Annotated in this window: 14 protein-coding genes; 3 read left to right on the forward strand and 11 right to left on the reverse strand. The window is 61.3% G+C overall.

From position 1 onward, the window contains the following. Positions 1 to 8: 8 nt before the first annotated feature. Positions 9 to 4,937 carry a dermonecrotic toxin domain-containing protein gene (locus JFT66_RS17180; RefSeq protein WP_233097123.1) on the reverse strand — a complete coding sequence of 1,643 codons (4,929 nt, stop codon included), beginning with the start codon at positions 4,935 to 4,937 and terminating at the stop codon, positions 9 to 11. A gap of 429 nt (positions 4,938 to 5,366) precedes the next feature. On the opposite strand from JFT66_RS17180, the gene JFT66_RS17185 reads away from it, so the two are divergent. From JFT66_RS17185 to JFT66_RS17195, 3 genes are all read left to right on the forward strand, one after another. Beyond that, entirely contained in the window at positions 5,367 to 5,663 is a 297-nt protein-coding gene (locus tag JFT66_RS17185) for a DUF5629 family protein (protein WP_198859721.1), read from the forward strand. After that, a complete protein-coding gene (locus JFT66_RS17190; protein WP_198859722.1) occupies positions 5,650 to 6,825 on the forward strand; it encodes a lactonase family protein in 1,176 nt (391 codons plus the stop codon). Before JFT66_RS17185 ends, JFT66_RS17190 begins: the two co-directional genes overlap by 14 nt. Positions 6,826 to 6,981: 156 nt before the next feature. After that, on the forward strand, positions 6,982 to 7,161 hold the full coding sequence (locus tag JFT66_RS17195) for a hypothetical protein (protein ID WP_153839566.1): 180 nt from the start codon (positions 6,982 to 6,984) through the stop codon (positions 7,159 to 7,161). A gap of 126 nt (positions 7,162 to 7,287) precedes the next feature. Here JFT66_RS17195 and JFT66_RS17200 read toward each other — a convergent pair whose 3' ends face one another. The 10 genes from JFT66_RS17200 to JFT66_RS17245 form a co-directional block, all read right to left on the reverse strand. Next, complete coding sequence (locus tag JFT66_RS17200) at positions 7,288 to 7,881, reverse strand: glutathione S-transferase (protein WP_198859723.1); 594 nt, start codon at positions 7,879 to 7,881, stop codon at positions 7,288 to 7,290. Then, the gene (locus JFT66_RS17205) at positions 7,878 to 11,519 is read right to left on the reverse strand and encodes an AAA family ATPase (protein WP_198859724.1); all 3,642 of its coding nucleotides are present in this window, start codon (positions 11,517 to 11,519) and stop codon (positions 7,878 to 7,880) included. Before JFT66_RS17205 ends, JFT66_RS17200 begins: the two co-directional genes overlap by 4 nt. Then, on the reverse strand, positions 11,516 to 12,757 hold the full coding sequence (locus JFT66_RS17210; protein WP_198859725.1) for an exonuclease SbcCD subunit D C-terminal domain-containing protein: 1,242 nt from the start codon (positions 12,755 to 12,757) through the stop codon (positions 11,516 to 11,518). The genes JFT66_RS17205 and JFT66_RS17210 overlap by 4 nt, the downstream gene beginning before the upstream one ends. Before the next feature lie 670 nt (positions 12,758 to 13,427). Beyond that, positions 13,428 to 15,068 (reverse strand): BatD family protein, encoded by a 1,641-nt coding sequence (locus JFT66_RS17215; protein WP_153839568.1) that lies wholly within the window; start codon positions 15,066 to 15,068, stop codon positions 13,428 to 13,430. After that, positions 15,065 to 16,804 (reverse strand): tetratricopeptide repeat protein, encoded by a 1,740-nt coding sequence (locus JFT66_RS17220; RefSeq protein WP_198859726.1) that lies wholly within the window; start codon positions 16,802 to 16,804, stop codon positions 15,065 to 15,067. Before JFT66_RS17220 ends, JFT66_RS17215 begins: the two co-directional genes overlap by 4 nt. Further along, entirely contained in the window at positions 16,801 to 17,889 is a 1,089-nt protein-coding gene (locus tag JFT66_RS17225; RefSeq protein ID WP_198859727.1) for a vWA domain-containing protein, read from the reverse strand. Before JFT66_RS17225 ends, JFT66_RS17220 begins: the two co-directional genes overlap by 4 nt. After that, positions 17,882 to 18,376 (reverse strand): DUF4381 domain-containing protein, encoded by a 495-nt coding sequence (locus JFT66_RS17230; protein WP_017136650.1) that lies wholly within the window; start codon positions 18,374 to 18,376, stop codon positions 17,882 to 17,884. The genes JFT66_RS17225 and JFT66_RS17230 overlap by 8 nt, the downstream gene beginning before the upstream one ends. After that, the gene (locus JFT66_RS17235; RefSeq protein ID WP_034119885.1) at positions 18,373 to 19,305 is read right to left on the reverse strand and encodes a DUF58 domain-containing protein; all 933 of its coding nucleotides are present in this window, start codon (positions 19,303 to 19,305) and stop codon (positions 18,373 to 18,375) included. The genes JFT66_RS17230 and JFT66_RS17235 overlap by 4 nt, the downstream gene beginning before the upstream one ends. 5 nt (positions 19,306 to 19,310) lie before the next feature. Continuing rightward, positions 19,311 to 20,270: an AAA family ATPase gene (locus JFT66_RS17240; protein WP_034119884.1), complete on the reverse strand. Its 960-nt coding sequence runs from the start codon at positions 20,268 to 20,270 to the stop codon at positions 19,311 to 19,313. Between the two features lie 259 nt (positions 20,271 to 20,529). Next, the gene (locus tag JFT66_RS17245; protein ID WP_153839572.1) at positions 20,530 to 20,883 is read right to left on the reverse strand and encodes a hypothetical protein; all 354 of its coding nucleotides are present in this window, start codon (positions 20,881 to 20,883) and stop codon (positions 20,530 to 20,532) included. Positions 20,884 to 21,301: the final 418 nt, after the last annotated feature.

Here is a 21,301-nt window from a genome sequence, read left to right on the forward strand (position 1 = left end):
GCTTAGTTTCACAACGGCAGGAACAGTTTCTCATCCAGAGGCACTGTGATCCTGGCCTTGATTATTTTCTCCACGGTGCCGTTTTTTCCTGCCTCGCGAATCAAGTCTTTTTGGGTTTTGCGCCGCTGGGATGCGATTTTCAGATGCGCGGCTGAGTAATCGGCGCGTGGCCAGTTTTCCTTTGGGTAGTGAAAGTGGGCGTACCACACCGGTTTTTCTTGGCCTTTTTGGCGAACAGAGTATTCGGTGAAGAAATCACCACTCTCTGTAGGAGTGTCCCGCTGCACAAGGTTGATATCGACAAATTTATTGCGCCACAAGAAGTCTACATTCTCCGCTGTCGGCGGCTGAACCAAATAGCCGTCTGCCGCATGTTGGCGCGCGTTCTGAAACATTTCTTCGGCGGTGGCTCGCCAGTATGCAACCAATTCGGCGGTTTCAGGTCTGGCGAGATGGTTGGCTTCAGCCTGGTCTGCCATTGCTTTGAGTTGTTTGGCAGGTGTATTGATCATGTCGTACCAGTCTCTGGGGGAGACGGTGTCGCGTCGCAGCGGATCGGCAAGCTTTGTCTTCTGGAAGCGAATCGTACGCTCGATGCTTGCCGTGCCATCTATCAGCGTTTGCGCCTCTTTCTTGTAGCTCGCCAAGGACTTCGCGGGAGTAGAGCCTTGGGGCGCTTGTACGGGCTCAGCAGGGACGATCCTCACCCACCCACGGCCATCCGCATCCGAGTGATCGCTGTAGCTTGCTACTGGTTGGCCGCTTTGTGGATCGAGCACATCGACAATATCAAAGGTCCGACCGGGTTCCGGGGCGCGTAGTATGCCGAGCAAGGTCTCCTTGTATTCGGTCTTGAACACGCGCTGATTATGCGGTCTGGTTTGTAGGTCGTTGCGTGCGGGCGCTGCTGGAATAAGAAACTGCTCTTCGTCGACGACCTGGACCAACTCGGTTTCCGCTTCAGCGATGAGCTCATTGAGTACCTCGGTGAAACGCTGGTGGTATTGCTCCCGAAAGAGCTCCGGATGCTCCTCCTGCATAAGGAGGCCGTCGCTCAATACCTGTTTGTATTTAGAGATAATGGTTGTCAGTGTGGCATTGCGTTCGCTCAAGGTGTAGCCGGTGTATTGGCGCAGATCGTTAAAAGCGGCTATTTCGGTTTTCAGGGATTCTGTCAGGAAGCGCCTCATCTGCAACCGATCGGTTGCCTCTGGGCTGCGGGCTGTCCATGTCGTGGTCAATAGTTTGAGGAACGACATCCTGTTCAGTTTTGCTGTCAGTACTCTGGCAGCGGGAGGGGAGGCGTATCGCTCTTGGATGTACTCCTCGGCGTTTTTCTTACCAAAGGGGGAGTCGTTCTTCCACTGATCAAATGTGTCACTGACCGGTTGCCTCGACGCCAATAGATTTTCAGTAGCGTGATAGGCCATTTCGGACACTTCCATCAATTCATCGTAAGCGATACTGGAGCCTCTATTGGTCTGGCTCATCAACTCCTCCAGCGAGGCGCCATTCACTCCAACGTGGCGGGCGTCGTTGGCCAGAGACGTGTAAACGTTATCTATTTCAGTCAGGGCGTGCAGGATGCTTTCGTATACCGATGAGCGGTCCTTTTTGAATTCGGACAGGTCGTCAAACCCACCGATTTTTTTGGGCGCAATGATTTCAATGGCTTTTTCGCCAGCCACCTTCAGGGCTTGTGTCAGCGGTTTGAGCGCCTGAAGTTGCTGGTCCAGGTTGCTCTTGAGCCGCTCGGTGGCTCGGCACTGTTCCAGATAGGGCGCAAGAAATCGCTGTGCCGAACCCTCATTCTTGGAAAGGTTGCGAAGCGTCTTGAGTTTTTTTCGAGCGGTCTCGTACTCGGAGAGGCTGGTATTGATTTTTTCGATTGCGGTTGAATGGGCTTCCTCCACTTTGCTCAATTCCCGCTTGCTGCGGTGGAAGTTCGCCTTTGCTTGCTTCTGCGCTAGCAGGTTTCTTTTGACTGTATCTTGCAGGCTCTCGTTTTTTGGCATGCCACCCTTGAGCTTGGGGGCGACGTCAAAGTGCCACAGACCCTGGCCATCGCGGGAGATGGGTGGCGCTATACGGGCCTTGTTCTGTTCATCAATGACGAAGGGGCCGTCCAGGTCGATCGCCACGCGGAACCAGGCCTGGCCGATATTGGCATAGAGTTGGTCGTGGACCTTATACAGACCCCTTCTGATACCTTCGGTCAGGGGAGAGCCAGGCTCAGCCGGCGCCGGTACCTTGAACGTGTCGATCTGCGCCAGCAGGTTTGGCGTCAGCCCGCGTGGGCTCGATAACCGGATATCGATGGCCGTACCGTCGCCACCGAAACTGGTGGTGACAGGGGGTGTCGGATCCTGGCGGATGACGGCTTGGTGAACAACGGGCTCTTGAGTGTCACGGCGGCTAGGCCCAGGACTGTCGGGATTAGCGTCTGGCTCGAAGCGTTCAAACGTGTGTGCCGGCTTGCCGGGTTCCGCGCTGGAGGCGTGGCCCAGCGTCAGGCCCAGGTTGATCAACAGGTCGACCACTGCCGACGTCGGGTCCGGGTCGTTTTGTGTGGAAAGCCGCTTGATGTCTTCTTCGCTATTGGCCAGTTGCAGCAACCAGCCCGCCATCGCCCCCGGCCCGCGCAATACCGGCAACAATGTGTTGAATAACAGCCAGCCGAGTTCCTTGTGCGAGGCCCAGCGGCTTTCAGCGTCGGAAGTGGATTGGCCTTCTGCCAGGGTGACCAGGCTGTTGGCGTTGGAGCGGAACCAATGGGTGAACAGGTCACCGTTGAGCAGGTCCTGGCGCAGCGTGGTGGCGTCAGCATAGCCGTCGACGGCGAGGGTGGTGGGCTTGGGTGTGGTGGGTGGGTCGAACTCGTTGAACACGGTAAAGCGCGCGATATTGGGTGTATGAAAACCGCCGTTGCCATAGACCGCGCGGGTTTTGTCATCTTTGAGCCAGGCCAGCACGCTGTCTTGCAATGCCCCAGGCTTGCGGACGGCCTCCAGCAGTGCCTCGCGGCTGGCGAATTCGAGCAACGCGGGTTTCAATTGAGGACGATAGAGAATATGTGGGCCGCTGCTGCCGGCCAGCGGTTCGATGATGAACATATTGTCGACCACGTCTGGCGTTGCCCCCGGTTTGCGCACAAATGCCAGGGGGCGCACGGTGATTTCCTGCCCGTCCACCTGTTTGCTGCCCGCGCCTGGCTGGGTGAGGGCTTCGACAAAACGGTAACCCTGGGCGCTTATGCCCGCTTCGCCCTTGAGCTTGAGTTCCAACGCCTGCATGGCGAGCTGGATCGGCACCTGCTCGACAAACCGTGCTGCCCGCTCCCGGGATTGCGGGGTGTCGCTGAGCAGTTCGCGATTGAGCAGTTGTGGGTAGTGGCGACCGATATCCACGCTGCTGATCACGTTCTTGAGCATCTGCGGCATGTGCGGGTCGCTGACCGGTTGCCCGTGCAGGTGGACTTCCATCTCGCCCTTGGGCAAGCCCGCGAGGTTTTCCAGGGCCATGTCGACCAGGCTCATCTTCACCCGTTCAATGTAGCCGCTGCCCAGGTTACCCACGGCGACCTTGAACACCACGTCCACATCCTGGGCGGTATAGCCTTTGCCGGCCAGGTGCTGGTCCAACTGCTGCTGGGCATAGGTGCGGATATCGGGAACGCCGTCGAGGAAAGTACGACCGTCGTTGCGTTTCACGCTGCTGGCCAGCGCCAGTGCGTGATGTCGGTAGGTGTCGCGTTCCGCATCGTTGGCGTTACTGAGCCAACCCGGCAGCTTGTCACGCAGGCGCCCAAGCTCAGTAGGGTCGGGGGTGTAGGCGCCCACGAACCAGGGGCTTGGGTCGCTTGCCCGGGAGAACACCTGTTCAAGCTCATCCGGGGTGCCCGATGTTGGAAGACGAATGGACGCTACGTTTTCCACCATGGCATTTAGGATCAGCGCCGCTTGTGTATCGAAGATATTGGCGTCGGGCTCCTGGCGCTTCCAGTCGAGGCTGTCGAATACGAATGCCTTCTCCAGGTTTCGCCCCCAGGCATCGCCGAATGCTTGCAATGAGTCGTACGCGGTAATTACCCCGGCCGCGGTCGCATGCAGTACCTGCGTACGGCCGGCCACTTCCCGGGTGATCAGCAGGTCCGGGCTGAGCTGAGCGGATGTATCAGTACCTTTGCGCACGGCGGTGTCCAGGATGAACACCTTGGCTGCGGCGTCGCCTTTTGCGCTCTGGCGTTGCGCACGGTCCGGGTAGGTGATGACCTGATCGAGGGTTTCGCGTTGTTGCTCCGTGAGCCCGGGTTGTTTCAAGGCGGCGGTTCTCAGGGTGTCCCTCAAGGCGTCGCTGAGCCACAGCCAACGGTTCGCACCGGCCGCGCCTGTGTCTTGAGCGTTATAGTCATCGCCGGTGAAGTGGCGAATCAACGCGTGCTCGAACTCACTCTTGAGGGTGGTACGCAGGCTGCGGATCACCAACTCGACGGCCTGCATATCGATGCCCGGCGTCAACCCTTGCGCCGAGGGTGCCGGCTTGAGCGTATGGCCTGTGGCTTGGTCGATCAAGGTGCAGGCCAGTGAGTGTTTGTCGGTAAAGTCCAGCTCGCCGTCGCTGGTGAGGTGCTTCAAGGCCACGTCCAGCAAGGGCGTCAGGCAGTATTGCGGCGGATTGTTTGAGGTGGGTTCGGCCAGTGATGTGTATTCGAGGTCGAACGCCAGGGTGGGGTAGAGGTTTTTCAGGGCATCGCTGAGCATGCCCGACACCACCGAACGCAGCTTGGGGCGCTCGGCGAACTGGTGGGCAACGGTGTTAGCGGTGATGTCAGGTGAGCGGGGCGCTGTCGCCGGTTGATGCGTGGAAAGCGTGGTAAGAGGCGTTGAACGCAGGGGTACAACAGTTAACCCGGACTCACCCGCTACTTCGTAATGCAAGGTGGCATCACGCCTGCTTCTGCGCAGTGGCTGGCCGTGATCTGATTGGGGTGCAGGTTTGGAAGGGAGGGGCGGTGTTGCTTGGGCTGTTTCAGCCGGCTGGAGGGCAGCGGGAGTTGGCAGTACAGGGCTAAAGGCGTAGTCGAAAAGTCGTGGAGGGTGGTTTCCATGGATCATCGTGTAGCTTCCTTGTCGTTGAGATCTTTCCCGCTGAAAACTAACGACCGGCGCTCAACCGTTAAATGAGCAATGAGTAATCAGCTGTTTCCGGAGACGCTGTACCAGCGGCAAAGGTCGATGGCACGCAGGGCGGGTGAGGAGGCAGTAATTGTGGCGGCATATGAATGCCCCCGGTGGGAGAAAACAGGGTTTTAGGTTGATGCAACATTTTGACCTATCATGAGGTCTTTCCTCTGAACGACTGATGTTATGACTGCCGAAACTGCGACCCTCACCACCGTCCTTGCCACCAGCAACATGCTCGAAATCGATGGCCTGCACGCCTTTGACTTCGAGTTAAACGACGAGAAGTTGCTGATCACCGCCATGGACGGCCGTGCTGAAAAACGCTGGGCATTCAGCCTGGCCCAGGTACAGGCGGCCACGTTCGACGACACCCTGCAAAGCTGGACCCTGACCGGTGAGTCGGGCGAGCACCGCCTGATCTGCATGAGCGCCTTCACCGGCAACAATAACGATGAGGATCAAGCCGATGATGATGCGTAAATTCTGGCCCCTGCTGATGGCGGGCAGCGTCGGTGCCATGTCGGTGCAAGCCGCACCGGCCGACACCTATGAACTGCTGGTAGGCAGCTACACCGCCGGCAGCAGCGAAGGCATCTACCGCCTGCAATTTGACAGCCGCACCGGCCAGTTCAGCGGCAAGCCAGTGCTGGCGGCCAAGACGGCCAACCCATCGTGGTTGACGGTCTCCAAGGACCAGAAGTACCTGTTTGTGGTCAACGAGAACGGCCCGGGCCAGAAAGACCCGGTCGGCCGCGTCAGCAGCTACAGCATCGACCCAAAGAACCATCAGCTCACGCTGCTCAACCAGGTGCAGAGCCTGGGCAACGAGCCGACTCACTCCAGCGTCGCCGCCGATGGGCGCCACCTGTTCGTCGCCAACTATTCGGTGCTGGAAGACCCGGGCGGCAGCCTGGCGGTGCTGCCGGTAGACGCCGAGGGCAAGCTGTCGGCCCCGGTACAGTTGAGCGGGCACCCGGCCAGCCGCGTGAACCCTGAGCGCCAGGCCTCCAACCATGTGCATTCGGTGGTGTCGTCGCCGGATGGCAACTATGTGTTTGTGCAGGACCTGGGAGCGGACAAGGTGTTTGTCTACCACTACGACCCCAAGGCCAATCACGAGTTGCCGCTGACTCCGGCCAACCCGCCCTCGGTGCAGTTGCCGCCAGGCAGTGGCCCGCGTCATTTGCTGTTCAGCGCTGACGGCAAGCACGCCTGGCTGACCACCGAGATGAGCGCCCAGGTCGCTGTGTTCGATTACAACGAGGGCAAGCTGACGCAAACCCAATTGCTTGACTATGCCGCCGGCCAACCGGTGTCCGACAAGGCCGGCGCCGCGTTGCATGCCTCAAGCGATGGCAAGTTCCTCTATGTGAGCAACCGTGGCACGGCCAACCAGTTGCTGGTGTTCAGCATCGACCCGGCCACCGCGCACCTCAAGGAAATCCAGCGTCGCTCCGTAGATGGCGACCACCCGCGTGAATTCAGCCTGGACCCGAGCGGCAAGTTCCTGCTGATCGCCAACCAGAAAAGCAATGAGATCGTGGTGGTAGAGCGCGACCCCAATACCGGCCTGCTGGGTAAAACCGTGCAGAAATTGCCGATCGATGCCCCCAGCGACCTCAAGTTCCTGGTGCGTCAATAAGCCACAGGCCCCGCCATGCGGGGCCTGACCCTTTGTATTAATTCGATTGATAGCGGCTACTGTTTCAAAGCATTTCTAAGGTTCAACCCTCGGGCGTAAGTTGGGTTCCAAGGCCTTCCCCGGCCACCCAACCAAACGAACACAAGGGTTACCGCCATGAACTTCAATCTCTTCTCGATCATCGCCGCTTCCGCTGTTTCCGCCACTGTAGCGTTGCCAGCTGCCGCCACCGTAGAAGTCACCAGCAAAAAATCCAATGTCACGGCTTACACCCAGAAATACCTGCAACAGAGCGCCAACTTCTATGCGGCGCTGGATCACAAGACCCAGCACTGAGCCTCAATTGAGCGACGGTCAAGTGCGGGAGCTGGCTTGCCTGCGATGCTGACGACTCGGTGTAGCCCATGCACCGAGTGGATACCCTCGCAGGCAAGCCATCTCCCACACTTGATTGTATTGGCCTCAGGGTTTTGCCATCACGGCAATAAACAGCGGCGACTCCAGAAACCGCTGCAACCAAGCCTGCAAGCGCCGATACGGCGTCCCCGCGAACCACTCGCGATCCACATGGGCAAACTGCCGTACAAACGGCGCCAGCGCCACGTCGGCCAGGCTCAGGTGATCGGCAAGCAAATACTCCCGCTCTGCCAGCAAACCCTCCAGCTTCTGCAAGAACACCTCGCCCTCGGCCCGGTAAGCTTCCATCGGTTGCTCCGGGTACCGCTCGGGGTACTTGTATCGATTCAAATGATGTTTGAACCCTTGGTCGTTCGCTTCAATCAGCTCGTACACCGCCGGATTACCCTGTAGGCGCCAGTCCTCGGGGTCGTGTTGGGCCAGCGCCCATTCCATGATCTCCAGGCTTTCCTCGATCACTTGGTCCCCGACGTTCAGCACCGGCACCGTGCCCTTGGGCGACAGCGCCAGCATCTCGGCCGGCTTGGCTTTCAGGCTGACTTCGATAATGCGCACAGCTACCCCCGAATAACGCAACGCCAGGCGCGCCCGCATTGCATAGGGGCAGCGCCGGAACGAATACAGCAGCACCTCGCTCACTTGACCTCCAACGTGCTCAGCCCGTTGCCCTGGCGCTTGACCTGGATCTGCACCGGGATGCGCTCGTGCATTTCCTGTACGTGAGAAATCACGGCCACCTTGCGGCCCTGGGCCTGCAGGCCATCCAGGGCGTCCATCGCCAATTGCAGCGACTCGGGGTCCAGGCTGCCAAACCCTTCATCGATAAACAGCGATTCGATCTTCAAGGTACTCGAGGCCATGGACGCCAGGCCCAAGGCCAGTGCCAACGACACCAGGAAGGTTTCGCCGCCCGACAGCGAGTGCACCGAGCGCAGTTCGTCGCCCATCTCCGTGTCCATCACCAACAAGCCAAGCATGCTGCCGCCACGTTTAAGCCGGTAGCGGCGCACCAGTTGGCGCAGTTGTACGTTGGCGTGGTGCACCAGCAAATCGAGGTTATAGGCCTGGGCGATCTTGCGGAAGGTGTCGCCGGTGGCCGAGCCGATCAGCGCATTCAGGCGCGCCCAGCGCTGCCATTCCTCGTAAGCCTTGGCGATCTGCTCGGCCAGGGCCTGGTTGGCGTTCTGGCGGCGCTGGTCTTCGGATTGACGTGCGCGCAGTTCGGCGCATTGTTTCTCACCTTCGGCCAGTTGCTGGTTAAGCGTCGCCAGGGTGTTGTCCAACTGCTCGGCGTCCAGGTTACCGTTGTGCAACGCTTGGTGTTCCGCCAGGCGCTGTTCGCGCTCTTGCAGCAGTACCTTGGCCTGCTCGACGGCTTTTTCGCTGTTGTGCAGGTGCTGGCGCAACTGCGCGACCTGGGCTTCATCCAGGGCCAGCAGGCGCGTCAGGCCGTCGTCATCCAGTTCGGGGTGCAGGGCACGCCATTCGGTGACACGCGTCGCCAGGTTGTGTTGCTCTGCCTCCAATGCTTGCTGGCGTTCCTGTTGGGCCTTGAGGTCCGCCACCAACTGCACCAGGGTCGTGTGCACGGCGTGCAGTTCCTGGTTGGTATCGGTCTCGGCCTGGCGTGACTGTGCGACGGCCTGCTCCAGTTGCTGCTGCCAGTGTTCGGCGCTGGGGTGGTCACCCAACAAGCCGCTGAGTTTTTCCTGGACGACCTGATGCTGCGCCGCCAACTCGGCGACCTGCAGATTCAGGGCGTCGAGCTGTTGCTGGCGATGTTGCTGGTGGGTCTGTTGTTTCTCGATGGCCTGTTGGCGCTCTTGCTGCTCGGCCAGTTCATCACGCTGATGGCCCAACTGCTCAAGGCGTTGGCTGACCTGCTGGTCGAGCTGCATAAAGGTCGCTGCAGGTGTACTGCGCAAACCTTCCAGGGTGTGCGCGGGCAACAGGCTGGCGAAGGCGCTGAGTTCTGTGTCGAGGCGTTCGCGGTCGTTGGCCAGTTCGCGCTGCTGGTCCACCAGCAATTGCCGGGCTTGCTGGCTGGCGTCCTGGGCGGCTTGCAGTTGTTGCTGCAAGCGCCCGGCGTTTTGTTGCAGGTTGAGCAGGGCGCCCTGGCGGTGCTCGTCCTGGGTGATGCTTTGGGTCAGTTGGGCCAGTTGCTGGGCCAGCCAACTGCTGCGCTGGGTGGCGTCCTGGTTGAACAGCGACGTGTACAGAGGGTGCGCTTGCAGGCTCGGCGCCAGGCCCTGCTGCTGCGTAGCCAACTGCTCCTGCTGCTGCAGGAATTCCTTTTGCTGGCCGATCAAGCCGCCCACTTCGGCGCGCAGCTCGGTGAGTTTTTCCTTGAGGTTGTCGACGGCTTTCTGCGCCGCAGCCTCTTCGCTTTCATCGTGGCGACCGAGGCTTTGCAGCAGCGCTTCGGGCTGGTGATACGGATGCTCATGACTGCCACACACCGGGCAGGGCTGGTCATCCTGCAACTGCTCGCGCAGTTCCTCGACGCTGGCACTGCGGGCCAGGCGCTGGCGCTCGAGCAGTTGCTTGGTCACCGTCAGGGTTTGCTCGGCCACAGTGAGTTCGGCCTTGGTTTGCAGGCCGGTCTGGTTCAGTTGCTCGCGTTTTTGCGCGGCGTCGGCGAGTTTCTGCGTCAGCACGCCAGCCTGTTGATCCAGCTGTTGCTGGCTGTCCCACAAGCGGGTGAGGTCTTCGAAGGCACGCTGCTGCTTGCGATTGTCTTGCAACAGGCTGGCCAGCAATTGAATTTGTTCGGCCACTGCATGGGGTTCGGCACCGGCCTCCTGGTAGAGCAGGTTCAGGGCTTCACGCTGTTGGGTGAAGTGTTCGGCAGCGGTGCTGGCACGCTGTTCGAGCTGCGGCAGTTCGGCCTCGCCCTTGTTCAGGCGATTGCCGATCAACATCAGCTGTTGCAGGCGGTCGCGGTAAGCGCTCCAGGCATTGCTCAGCGGCGCGAGGGCGGCGCTGTGCTCAAGCTCGGTAGCCAGGCGTTGCAGGCGCTCGGCGACTTGGGCCTGCTTCTCGTGCAAACCGTCGAGCAGGGCCTGGCCTTCGGTGCACGCGCTGGCGTGCTGCTGCTTCTCCTCGGTGCGCTTGGCCAGTTCCCTGTTCACGTGGGCGAGGTTGTTTTGTTCGTCGACGGCCTGGCGCAGCAGAGGCGCGGCGTCGGCCTGGTTTTTCAGGGCCTCGGACAGAGCCGCTTGGGCGGCCACTTGCTGTTGTTGCGCCTGTTCCTGGCGGGCATGCAGGATGACTTGCTGATCAATGTGCTGCTGAATCTGTGCCGCGAGCGGCGTCAGCAAGGTGCTGAGTTCTGCCTGGCGCAGGAAGTGATGGCGTTGCGGCGCCAACTGATCGAGGCGGCTCAAGTCCTGGCGTTGCGGGCCTAGGCTGTCCCAGTGTTGCTGGGCTTGTTGCAACTGTTCGACGGCGCTGAGTTGGCGCTCCTGCCATTCACGCAGTTCCTTGAGCCAGGTGTGCTGCAACTCCAACTGCTTGAGCTGAGCCTGCTGGGCCTTGAGCTGTTGCTGGGCCACGGCCAACTGTTGATCCAGTTCGGCGCGGGCTTCGGCGGCCAGCGGAACTACACCGTTGGATTGGGTTTTCAGGTCGTCATGTATTTTTTCAGCTTCCTTGCTTTTGCTGAAAGCTCTTCGGCCGAGATGACTATAGATGGCTGTATTAGTGAGTTTCTCAAGGAGCTCACTACGGGATTTATCATCGGCTTTGAGAAAAGCACTGAACTCGCTTTGAGCGAGCATAACTGCGCGAGTGAACTGAGCGAAATTGAGGCCCAGTTTTGTTTGGATGAGTTGTTCAGCTTCTTTTTTCTGGCTAGCCAGTAACTGATTGATATCAAGGTCATACAAGCTATGACGCACTGCCTGTAAACGCCCACTGGCTTTTTCCCTGGCTCTGTTTGCTTCCCAGCGTGCCCGATATCGATGTCCGTCAGCGCCTACGAAATCTACTTCGGCGTAGCCGCTTCCAGTTCCGCGGCGTAAAAGAGTTCGTGCATCATCGGTACCCAGTTCGGCGTCGATTTCCGGAATCTTGCCTTCTTTACCAAGATTACCCAGGCGCGGCACCGCACCGAACAGCGCCAGGCACAGCGCATCGAGCAGGGTACTTTTACCGGCGCCGGTCGGCCCGGTGATGGCGAACAGACCTGCGCTGGCCAAAGGCTCGGCGGTAAAGTCGATTTCAAACGGGCCGGCCAGGGAGGCGAGGTTTTTCAGGCGAATGGCAAGGATCTTCATGGCTGTTCACCCGCTTGTTGCACTTCCTGGAGTAGCACAGCGAAATCCTTCATGGTCTGTTCATCGACTTCACTGCCATAGCTGTCCTGCCAGGCGCGGCTGAACAGTTCCTGGGGTGTGAGCTGGTCGAGTTCGACCAGGCGCTCGTCGTCCGCTTCTGCGCTGCCGCGCTGGCCGGCGTACTCGGCGGCGATACGCACCAGGCGCACCGCTTTGCCTTGCAGGGCGGTTTCGATCTGCTGGCGCAGGTCGGGTTGTGGTTCGTCGAGCCGCACCCGCACTTCCAGCCAGGGGTGACGCTGGGTTTCGGCCAGCAAGTCGATGTCGGGCAACTCGGCCAGTTGCGTGAGGATCTCGGCCAGGGGCGCGGCTTCCAGGCGTTGCAGGTTGACCGAGCGCGGAATCGGCAGCGCTTCGACGTTGACCAGGCGTTCGCCCTGGAACGTCACGTCGAGAATCTGGTGCTTATAGCCGATTTCGGAAAACGACAGCGGAATCGGCGAGCCGCTGTAGCGTATGCGCTCTTCGCCATTGACCTTCTGCGGCTTGTGCAGGTGGCCGAGGGCAACATAACCGACACTCTTATCGAACAGGCTGGCCGGCAGCGCCTCGGCATTGCCGATGATCAGGCTGCGCTCGGAGTCTTCCGACACCGAACCGCCAGCCATATGCGCGTGGCTGATGGCGATCAGCGCCTGGCCCTTCTTGCGTTTGGCGTTGGCAGCGGCGATCAACCATTCATGCACTTGACCGATACCGCGCAGGTAGTCGTCCCCAAGGTGGGCACCGGTGACTTCCGCCGGGCGCAGGAATGGCAAGGCCAGGCACCAGGCGGCAATCTTGCCTTTGGCATCCGGCAAGGGGATCAGCAGGCGTTCGGCATCCAACTGGCCGTCGTCCAGCCACAACACCCGGCCAAGGGCATGGGTGCGCAGGCGGCGCATCAGCGGTGCGGGCAGTTCGATACGCGAACCAGAGTCGTGGTTGCCGGCGATCATCACAATAGTGAGGCTGGGGTTTTGTTCGTGGGCGCTGATGATGAAGTCATACAAGCGCTCCTGAGCCTTGAGCGGCGGGTTGACCGTGTCGAAAATATCGCCGGCGATCAACAGCACATCCGGGCGCTGGGCATTCAGTTGGCCCAGCAGCCACTCAAGGAAACAGGCGTGTTCGAAGTCGCGTTCCTGGCCGTGGAGGTTTTGGCCCAGGTGCCAGTCGGAGGTGTGGAACAGACGCAAGGCGAACTCCGTGGAGAAGATGAAAAGGAGGGGAGTTTACCTGTAAAAGCGCACCCGGTGCCTGTGGGTGACCACAGATCCAATGTGGGAGGGGGCTTGCCTGCGAAGGCGGCCTGACAGCTGGCCGGGATGTTGGGTCTGATTGGGTACATATCCGTTTCTGCGGTAACGGCTGCTATTGGTTCCGCTCTTACAGCGGGTCACTTTTGAAAAGAGCCCAAAAGTAACCAAAAGGCTCTTGCCCCACCACTCGGCACCTCGCTTAGGCTCGGTGTGCCCGTAATCCGACATTGATTTGGGGGGCCGCCGCCACGCGCCATCCATGGCGCGGGGCGGCTAAACCGGCATCCCTGCCGGTTTACCCCCCAAATCAATATCGAATTCCGGCCAGCGTGGTTTAACGGGGCGCCTAAGATCAAAAGCCAGATCAAGATCAAGATCGGCTCGCTGCGCATCGTGGTTAGCGGTGGCTGACCCATCGTCATCGGGGGCAAGCCCTAATGCCAGTCAGTTAAGCGAACGAAATGTTCAAAGTAGCGAAGATCAAATGTGGGAGCGGGCTTGCTCGCGAAGGCGTCGGCCCAGCAAACGTTGATGTTAACTGACCCACCGCTTTCGCGAGCAAGCCCGCTCCCACATTTTGAATTGTGGTGTGTCAGTTGGCGTGCGGTTATTTGGGATACAGCGGCGGCAAGCTGGTGGTATCGGTCGCCGGGTCTTGCTCGCGTTCGGCTACCGGGATGGCCTTGATCGCACGCCATAGATCCTCACCCAGCCAGTACTGGCCGCTTTCGCTGTACAACGCGCCATTCAACCCATCCAACGCATCCGACAGCGGCACAAACCGCGCCGCCATGTCGGCCAGGGTTTCTGGCTGTTGCCGCGCCCAAGCGTCGAGGGCCTGGCGGGTGGCGTGGGGGTCGTTGGCCTGGGTGGCACGCTTGAGGTCGTCGAGCAAGGTGCGTGGGCTTGGGCCGGTTTGCGCGGCGCGCTGCACGGCTGGTTGCCGCCGGGCGCGCCACCAGAGGCCGAAGCCCAATAGGGTGGTGCAGGCCAGGGCCAGTGTGCTCAGTTGCCACAGCCACAGGCGCTCATCGTCGGGTGCGGTGATGATGGTCGGTGTCGCGGGCGTGTCTACCACCAGGCTAGGGTTAACCGCCACTTGCAGGGTACGCGCCGGCAGGCTGGTGCGTTCCAGGTGATCTTCGTGGGTATTCCACCACACCACGTCCACTGGCGGCAGCTCCAGCGCGCCGGCGCGGGTGGGCACCAGGGCTTCGCGGTCTTCACGGCTGCCGGTCAGGCCGCGGTCACTGGTCTGGTTAGCCATTACCGGTTGATCGGGGTAGCGGCGTAGGCCGTTGACCTCGGTGCTGGGCAGCGCCGGCAGCTGTGCGCTGGACAGGCCTTCGGCCTGGACGGTCAGGCTGCGGGTCAGGGAGTCGCCGACTTGCACGTGGTCAGGCGTGGGGTTCCAGCCTTCGCTCAGGGTCAGGCTACGCGCAGGTAGCCAAGGGGCGTCGGCGGGGTAGAGGTCCGGCTTGGGCTTGATCGTCAAGGGCAGGGCCGCGGAGCTGACGTGAATCATCTTGCCCGGCTTGGTGCCCTGTAGCGTGTTCTCCTGGGCCGGGCGCGACTCCACCAGGGTTGCGCTGAACGTCTGCGCGGGAATCATCACGCTGCCGCTGTGTTGTGGGTAGAGGGCGTAGCGGGTCTCGATCACGCCATGGCGGATGCTGTTGATGACCTTCTCATAGGTCCGCGACTCGCCCAACTGTTCGACGCGCGCGTCGGGAATCTGCAGTGGCGTGAGGCTGCTGTCGTCATACAGCGACACCGAGTGGTACACGCGCACGGTCAACAGCGCCTGGGCCTGCACGTACACGCTGGTCTGGTCGAGGTTGGCTTCGATAAACACCGGGGCCAGTTCGGCGCTGGTGTTCTGGCTGGCGGTTTCCACTACTTGCAGGGTGATCGGCTGGGTCTTGAGTGCGCCGACTTGCAAAGGTGGGATAACCACGTTGCCGTTTTCCTTGGGCAGCAGGGTGATGATCCAGCGCGTGGTGGCGTGGTTATCGCCGCCCAGGGTCGTGAGTTGGTTGATCTGGCGGGTGCCGCTGACTTCAAACTGCGCGTCCAGGGGGGACAGGTCCGGCTTGCCGAACTGGGTCACGTCGCTGGACTCCACCGTCAGCTCGACCGTTTCCCCGGAATTGAGGCGGCTGCGGTCAACGCTGGCGACCAGGTTCGCCGCCTGGGCGTGGCCTGCCGACAACGCGAGCAGGAGCAGAAGGGTGGTGCAGCGGCTCATCGAGTCGTGTCCTGATGTTGTTGCTGTTCGTACCAGAATTTGCGCCGTAGCAGTTCGCCGGGGTTGTCCGGGATCTCTTGCAGCCATTGCTCCAGGGCCTGGCGCCGCTCGCCTTCAAGGCGGGTATCGGCTGGGCGCAGGGGCGGCGTAGTGGTTTGCTCGTCTCCCAGCTCACTGCCCGGCACTTCGTTACCGCCTGGTTTTGGCGTAGCGCCGGCCTGGGTCTCACTTTTGCCGGCTTCGCCCTGGCCCTGGGCCGGCTGTTCGCCACCCTGAGCCGTTTGCCCGCTCGCGCCCGGTTGCGCAGTTTGGCCGGGTTGGGTGGTTTCGTCATCTGTGTTTTTTGCTGGCTGGGCCGGCTCGGGCTGCGCTTGCTCCTGCATCAGCGTTTCCACCAGGGCTTTGTTTTTCAGTGCCGGTTGCAGATCGGGCTGGGCCTCCAGAGCCTGTTCGTACGCGTCAATGGCCGCCTCGAACTCACCGGACTTGGCCAGCGCGTTGCCACGATTGTAGTGGGAATAGGCATCACTGCCTTGGGCAAAACGTTTAATGGCCTCGGCGTAATTGCCCGCCTCGTACAATGCCACGCCTTGCCATTGCGGGTCTTGGAAGTGTTCGGCGGCTTCGGCCGGGCGTTTGTGCTTGAGCAGGTACTGACCTTGTTGGTCTGGGCGCAGCCACAGGTCCTGGAGGCCAAACGCATAACTGGGTTGCGGTGCGCCCAGTAGCAGCAACGGCAGGCAGAACAGCCAGCCGCGACGCCCGGCGCAGGCGGCGAGCAGCAACAGTGGCAGCAGCAGCCAGTAGCCCTGGTCGGCCCAGGTATCCAGGTGCAGCACCTGGCCGTCGTTGCGCAGGGCTTGTGCGCTGTCGAGCAGGCCGAGTTGGCGCAGGTCCTTGTCATCCAGGCGCGCCGCACGGTAGCGGCCGCCCATTTCACTGGCGAAGGCCTTGAGGGTCGGGCTGTCGAGGCGTGGCACGAGGATCGCGCCCTGGTCGTCCTTGAGGAATTCGCCGCTTTCCTGGGTTACCGGTGTGCCTTCGCGGCTGCCGATGCCGAGGATCGACAAGGCCGGTGCCTGGGCACTTTGCAGTTGCAGGCGGATGCCTTGGCGTTCCTGTTTCGACAGCGAGGAACCGACCAGCAGCAGGCGCCCCTGGCCCAGGCCGCCTTGCTTGAGCAGGCCCAGGGCCTTTTCCACTGCCAGATCGGCGCGGTGGCCGGGCTCGGGCATGATCGACGGGCGCAGGGCTTCCAGCAGGTTGCGGCTGGTGGCAAGGTCATCCGACAGCGGCACCAGTGTGTGGGCACTGCCGGCATACACCACGATGGCGGTTTGTGCATCGGTGCGCGCTTGCAGCAAGTCGTACAGCTTGCGCCGCGCCTGCTCCAGGCGATTGGGCGGGCTGTCGGTGGCGAGCATTTCCGGGGTCAGCTCCAGCAGCACCACCAATGGGTCTGCGGGTTTCTGACTGGACTGTTCGACTCTTTGCCAACTTGGGCCCAGCAACGCCAGCACAGCCAAGAGCCAGGCAATGCCAAGCACCACCCATGGCGATTTGCTCTCGCGACCGTTGCCACCACTGAGCAACACGGCATGGAAGGCCGGCGGCAGGATCATCTGCCAGCGCCCGGCGCGCTTTTGCCGGTGCCACAACTGCCACAGCAACCAGCCAAGCAACGGCAGCAGCAACAGCCACCACGGGCGGAACCAGTGCGGCCACAGGGCGATCATCGACGCCTCCGCAAACGCAGGCGCTGGAGGCGCTGGCGCCATTGCGGGTGTTGTTGCAGGAAAATCCCCTTGTTCGACAGTTTGTTGAACCAGCGTTGCAAGGCGTTGTTCGGCCAGCGCTCCTGGATCACCAGTAACAGGCTCAGGATCAGCGCCAGGGCCAACGGGCCGCTGTATAACGCCTGGGCCGGGCGGGCCTGGGTGGGTTGTTGCTCGACAGGCTCGAGGGTGTCGAGGGTCTCCTTGATCCTTTGCAGTTCCTCGCCATCGCGGGCGCGGAAATATTGGCCGCCGGTGGCCTCGGCCAGTGCCTTGAGCGCCGGCTCGTCGAGGTCCAGGCTCGGGTTCACGCCGAGAATGCCCAGGGAGCCGGTTTGCTCGGGGTCGGCGCCGATGCCGATCGGGTAGATTTTCACCCCTTCCTCGGCCGCCAGGCGCGCTGCTGTCAGCGGGTCGATCTGCCCGGCGTTGTTGGCGCCGTCGGTGACCAGGATCAGCACGCGGCTTTGCGCCGGACGCTGGCGCAGGCGCTTGAGGGCCAGGCCAATGGCATCGCCGATGGCGGTGTTCTTGCCGGCAATGCCGATGCGGGCTTCGTCCAGCCAGGTGCGCACTGTGCGCCGGTCAAAGGTCAGTGGTGCTTGCAGATAGGCTTGGCTGCCGAACAGGATCAGCCCCACTCGGTCGCCTTCACGCGCTTCAAGAAAGTCCCCGAGCAGGTGCTTGACCAGGGACAAGCGACTCACGTCCTCGTCCTGCCAGTGCATGTCAGGGAAATCCATCGAGCCGGACACGTCTACCGCCACCAGCAAATCCCGGCCACTGGCGGCAATCGGCAAGGGTTCGCCGAGCCATTGCGGGCGTGCGGCGGCGGTCAACAGCAGCAGCCACAGCACCACGAACGGTGCTTGCTGGCGCCAGGCGGGCAAGTTCACCCGGGCACGGCGGCGAGCCAAGCCTTCGAGATCGCTGAGGAAACTGACTTTCAATGCCGGCTCGCCGCTGTCGGCCACCGGCAGGATCAGGCGCATCAACCAGGGCAACGGCAACAGGGCGAAGATCCACGGCCAGGCAAACTCAAACATGTTTGCGAATCCAGGTGTCGACGGCCTGGGTCAGGCCGGCGATGGCTTTGTCATCGAGTTTGCATTCGGGTTTGTAGGCGCCCTCCACCAGCACCATCCAGCGCGTCAGGCCGGCAGCGGGGCAGCGGTTATCCAGGAAGGCCAGCCATTTGCGCCCGTTGAGGGTATGGCTCTGGCTATAAGGGTAGTCGTTGCGACACAGGCGTTTGAGCAGGCCGTTGAGTTGCTGCAACCAGGCGCCAGCGGGAGCGCCGTCGTAGGGCTTGGGCATCAGCGCCAGTTCGGCCAGGGCGGCGATGCGCAGCGGGTCAAGCGGCTGCTCGGCGCGGGCCACGGGGCGGCGGGTCGGCAAGAAGCGGCGCAGCCACCACAGGCCCCAGCCGAGCAGGGGGATCACCAGCAGCAACAGCCACCAGCCGGGTGCAGGTGGCCAGAACCCGATGGCCGGTGGGGCGATCAGCGGTTGTAGTTGGTCCAGGCTGCTCATTGCTTTTTAACCGGGCGTTGCGGGTTGAGGTACTCGCGCAGTTGCTCGACCATTTCACTCTGGGTGCTCAACGGCATCAACAACACACGCAGTTTCTGCGCGAGCAGTTCCCAGCGAGCGATGCGGGCTTCGGCCTGGGCCTTGTAGGCCTGGCGCAAGTCGACGTTCAACGTATCCAGTTCCAGTTGCGCCCCACGTTCGGCAAAACGCAGCAACCCGGCGGCGGGCAGGGCGTGATCCAGTGGGTCGGAGATCGGCAGCAACAGCAGGTCGCAATGGCGCGACAGCAGGCTCAGCTGTTGCTCGGCGCCTTCGGTAAGCGCACGTTCGTCGCAGATCACAATCCCCAGGCTGCCCGGGCGCAGCACTTCACGGCCACGGCGCAAGGCCATGCCCAGGGCATCGGCTTCCGGGCGGCTTTCGGTGTTCAGGCTCTGGTTGACCCGCACGAGGCGGTTGAGCAGTTGCAACAGGCTTTGCTTGCTGCGCCGGGGCTTGATTTCGTAGTGCTCGCTGTCGCCGAACACCAGCCCGCCGACCCGGTCGTTATGCCCCAGCGCCGCCCAGCCGATTAGGCTGGCAGCCTGCGCGGCGAGCACGGACTTGAACATTTGCCCCGAGCCGAAAAACAGCCGGCAGCTTTGCTCGACCATGATGAAAATCGGCCGTTCGCGTTCTTCGTGGAACAACTTGGTGTGCGGCTCCTGGGTGCGCGCCGTCACGCGCCAGTCGATGGTGCGCACGTCGTCGCCGGCCTGGTACACGCGCACCTGATCGAAGTCGACTCCGCGCCCGCGCAGCTTGGAGTGGTGCAGGCCGATCAATGGGCTGCGCTGGCCGGGCGTGGAAAACAACCGCACTTCGCGCACATGGTGGCGCATCTCAATCAATTCACTGAGAGTTACGCGGATACCATCGCTTGCGTTCATCGACTTCAAGCGACGGCAACGACGTCGAGAATGCGTTGTACCACGCGGTCCTGGTCGATCCCGGCGGCTTCGGCCTCGAACGACAGGATGATGCGGTGGCGCAGTACGTCGAACAACACCGCCTGGATATCTTCCGGGCTCACGAAGTCGCGACCGGCCAGCCAGGCGTGGGCGCGTGCGCAGCGGTCCAGGGCGATGGAGCCACGCGGGCTGGCGCCGTAGGCGATCCACTCGGCCATTTCCGGGTCGAACTTGGCCGGGGTGCGGGTGGCCATCACCAGCTGCACCAGGTATTCCTCCACCGCGTCGGCCATGTACAAACCGAGGATTTCCTTGCGTGCGGCGAAGATCGCCTGCTGGCTGACGCGGCGCTCGGGCTTGGTTTCGCCATTCAACGCTTCGCCCCGCGCCTGTTGCAGGATGCGCCGTTCTACGGTGGCGTCCGGGAAGCCAATCTTGACGTGCATCAGGAAACGATCGAGCTGGGCTTCGGGCAGCGGGTAGGTACCTTCCTGTTCGATGGGGTTCTGCGTGGCCATCACCAGGAACAGCGGTGACAGCTCGTAAGTGCTGCGACCTACACTGACCTGGCGTTCGGCCATAGCTTCCAGCAAGGCCGACTGGACCTTGGCCGGTGCACGGTTGATTTCGTCGGCCAATACCAGGTTGTGGAATATCGGCCCTTGCTGGAACACGAAGCTGCCGGTTTCCGGGCGATAGATCTCGGTGCCGGTGATGTCAGCGGGCAAAAGGTCGGGGGTGAACTGGATACGATGGAACTGCGCTTCGATACCTTCGGCCAACTCCTTGATCGCCTTGGTCTTGGCCAGCCCCGGTGCGCCCTCGACCAGCATGTGGCCGTCAGCGAGCAGGGCGATCAGCAGGCGATCGATGAGTTTTTCCTGGCCGAGAATCTGCGTAGAAAGAAAGGTTCGCAGCGCAAGCAGCGCTTCACGATGTTCCATCGATGACGGTTCCTGGAAAGATGAGCCTGATGGTCGAGCGCGAGCGTCAGGCTTGGGAGGCTTACTTTAATGCATCGAAGGGGGTGGCGACTAACAGCGTCACGGGTATTTTCAGAAAAACTTGTAGGGTTTTTGTGTGGGAACACGGTCAATGTGGGAGGGGGCTTGCTCCCGATGGCGGTGGGTCAGTCACAGATGTATTAACTGACCCGCCGCTATCGGGGGCAAGCCCCCTCCCACATTTGATCTATGGTGCAGCTTAAATACGGATGAAAGTGCCGGTGCCTTTGAGGATGTTCTGCAAGGTTTCCTCCACCTCGGCCAGGTCGGATGCGGCGGTGGCGTGGGTGATTTCCAGCTGATCCTTGCCCCCCAGCGCATCGGTATCACCCGCCGCCAGTTCAACCAGCAACGTCGTGGCACTCAAGGTCACCTTCAGCCCATCCAGCGTCGACGGCTCGTAATCCCAGGTCAGTTCCACTTCATCTTCATCCGGGTACCGGCACAGCATGAACATCTCGCCGTTCTTGCCGTGGCAGCAGAGCATGGCCATGTTGTCTTCTTCTTCATCGCAAGGGGTGGCCATCAGTGCGTCGGTTTTCAGTTGCAGCATGGGGAGTCCTGTCTGGGAGAGGGTGTTGCGCCGGGCAATTGTGCCATTGCGGCGAATTTTGTGCTGCATTGTGTGTCAGACCCAGAGCATGACCTGACGGGCTGTATCAGTCATTTCCGGTACTTGCTGACCTGGAAATGGCAGGTTTCTCACCTTGAAAATGCCGGTTGCACAAGTCGCAACCGGTAGTCTGCTTACCGATGACCGAATATGTCGCAGCGTCGCAAGCAGCTGTCTTACTACACTCGTTAAGCTGCGCAACGGATGTGCCCTGTGCCGGGAGCTGGACCTGCCCGTCGTATCGTCGCCTGGCAAGGCGCATGTCTTATGGAAGCTGTATGTGACCTGACTGTCTTGTCCAGCTTCACCCACCTGTCGCCCTGATTCGTTTATGGTGCTTATCGTCACTACCAGCGAA

The sequence above is a fragment of the Pseudomonas sp. MF6755 genome, assembly GCF_016405635.1.
Taxonomy (GTDB): Bacteria; Pseudomonadota; Gammaproteobacteria; order Pseudomonadales; family Pseudomonadaceae; genus Aquipseudomonas; species Aquipseudomonas haemolytica.

Excerpts from the sequence above, each read along its gene's own strand:
- JFT66_RS17190 (WP_198859722.1), top strand. The coding sequence starts at position 5,650 with ATGATGATGCGTAAATTCTGGCCCCTGCTGATGGCGGGCAGCGTCGGT.
- JFT66_RS17205 (WP_198859724.1), bottom strand. The coding sequence starts at position 11,519 with ATGAAGATCCTTGCCATTCGCCTGAAAAACCTCGCCTCCCTGGCCGGC.
- JFT66_RS17215 (WP_153839568.1), bottom strand. The coding sequence starts at position 15,068 with ATGAGCCGCTGCACCACCCTTCTGCTCCTGCTCGCGTTGTCGGCAGGC.
- JFT66_RS17195 (WP_153839566.1), top strand. The coding sequence starts at position 6,982 with ATGAACTTCAATCTCTTCTCGATCATCGCCGCTTCCGCTGTTTCCGCC.
- JFT66_RS17225 (WP_198859727.1), bottom strand. The coding sequence starts at position 17,889 with ATGTTTGAGTTTGCCTGGCCGTGGATCTTCGCCCTGTTGCCGTTGCCC.
- JFT66_RS17230 (WP_017136650.1), bottom strand. The coding sequence starts at position 18,376 with ATGAGCAGCCTGGACCAACTACAACCGCTGATCGCCCCACCGGCCATC.
- JFT66_RS17235 (WP_034119885.1), bottom strand. The coding sequence starts at position 19,305 with ATGAACGCAAGCGATGGTATCCGCGTAACTCTCAGTGAATTGATTGAG.
- JFT66_RS17185 (WP_198859721.1), top strand. The coding sequence starts at position 5,367 with ATGACTGCCGAAACTGCGACCCTCACCACCGTCCTTGCCACCAGCAAC.
- JFT66_RS17220 (WP_198859726.1), bottom strand. The coding sequence starts at position 16,804 with ATGATCGCCCTGTGGCCGCACTGGTTCCGCCCGTGGTGGCTGTTGCTG.
- JFT66_RS17240 (WP_034119884.1), bottom strand. The coding sequence starts at position 20,270 with ATGGAACATCGTGAAGCGCTGCTTGCGCTGCGAACCTTTCTTTCTACG.
- JFT66_RS17245 (WP_153839572.1), bottom strand. The coding sequence starts at position 20,883 with ATGCTGCAACTGAAAACCGACGCACTGATGGCCACCCCTTGCGATGAA.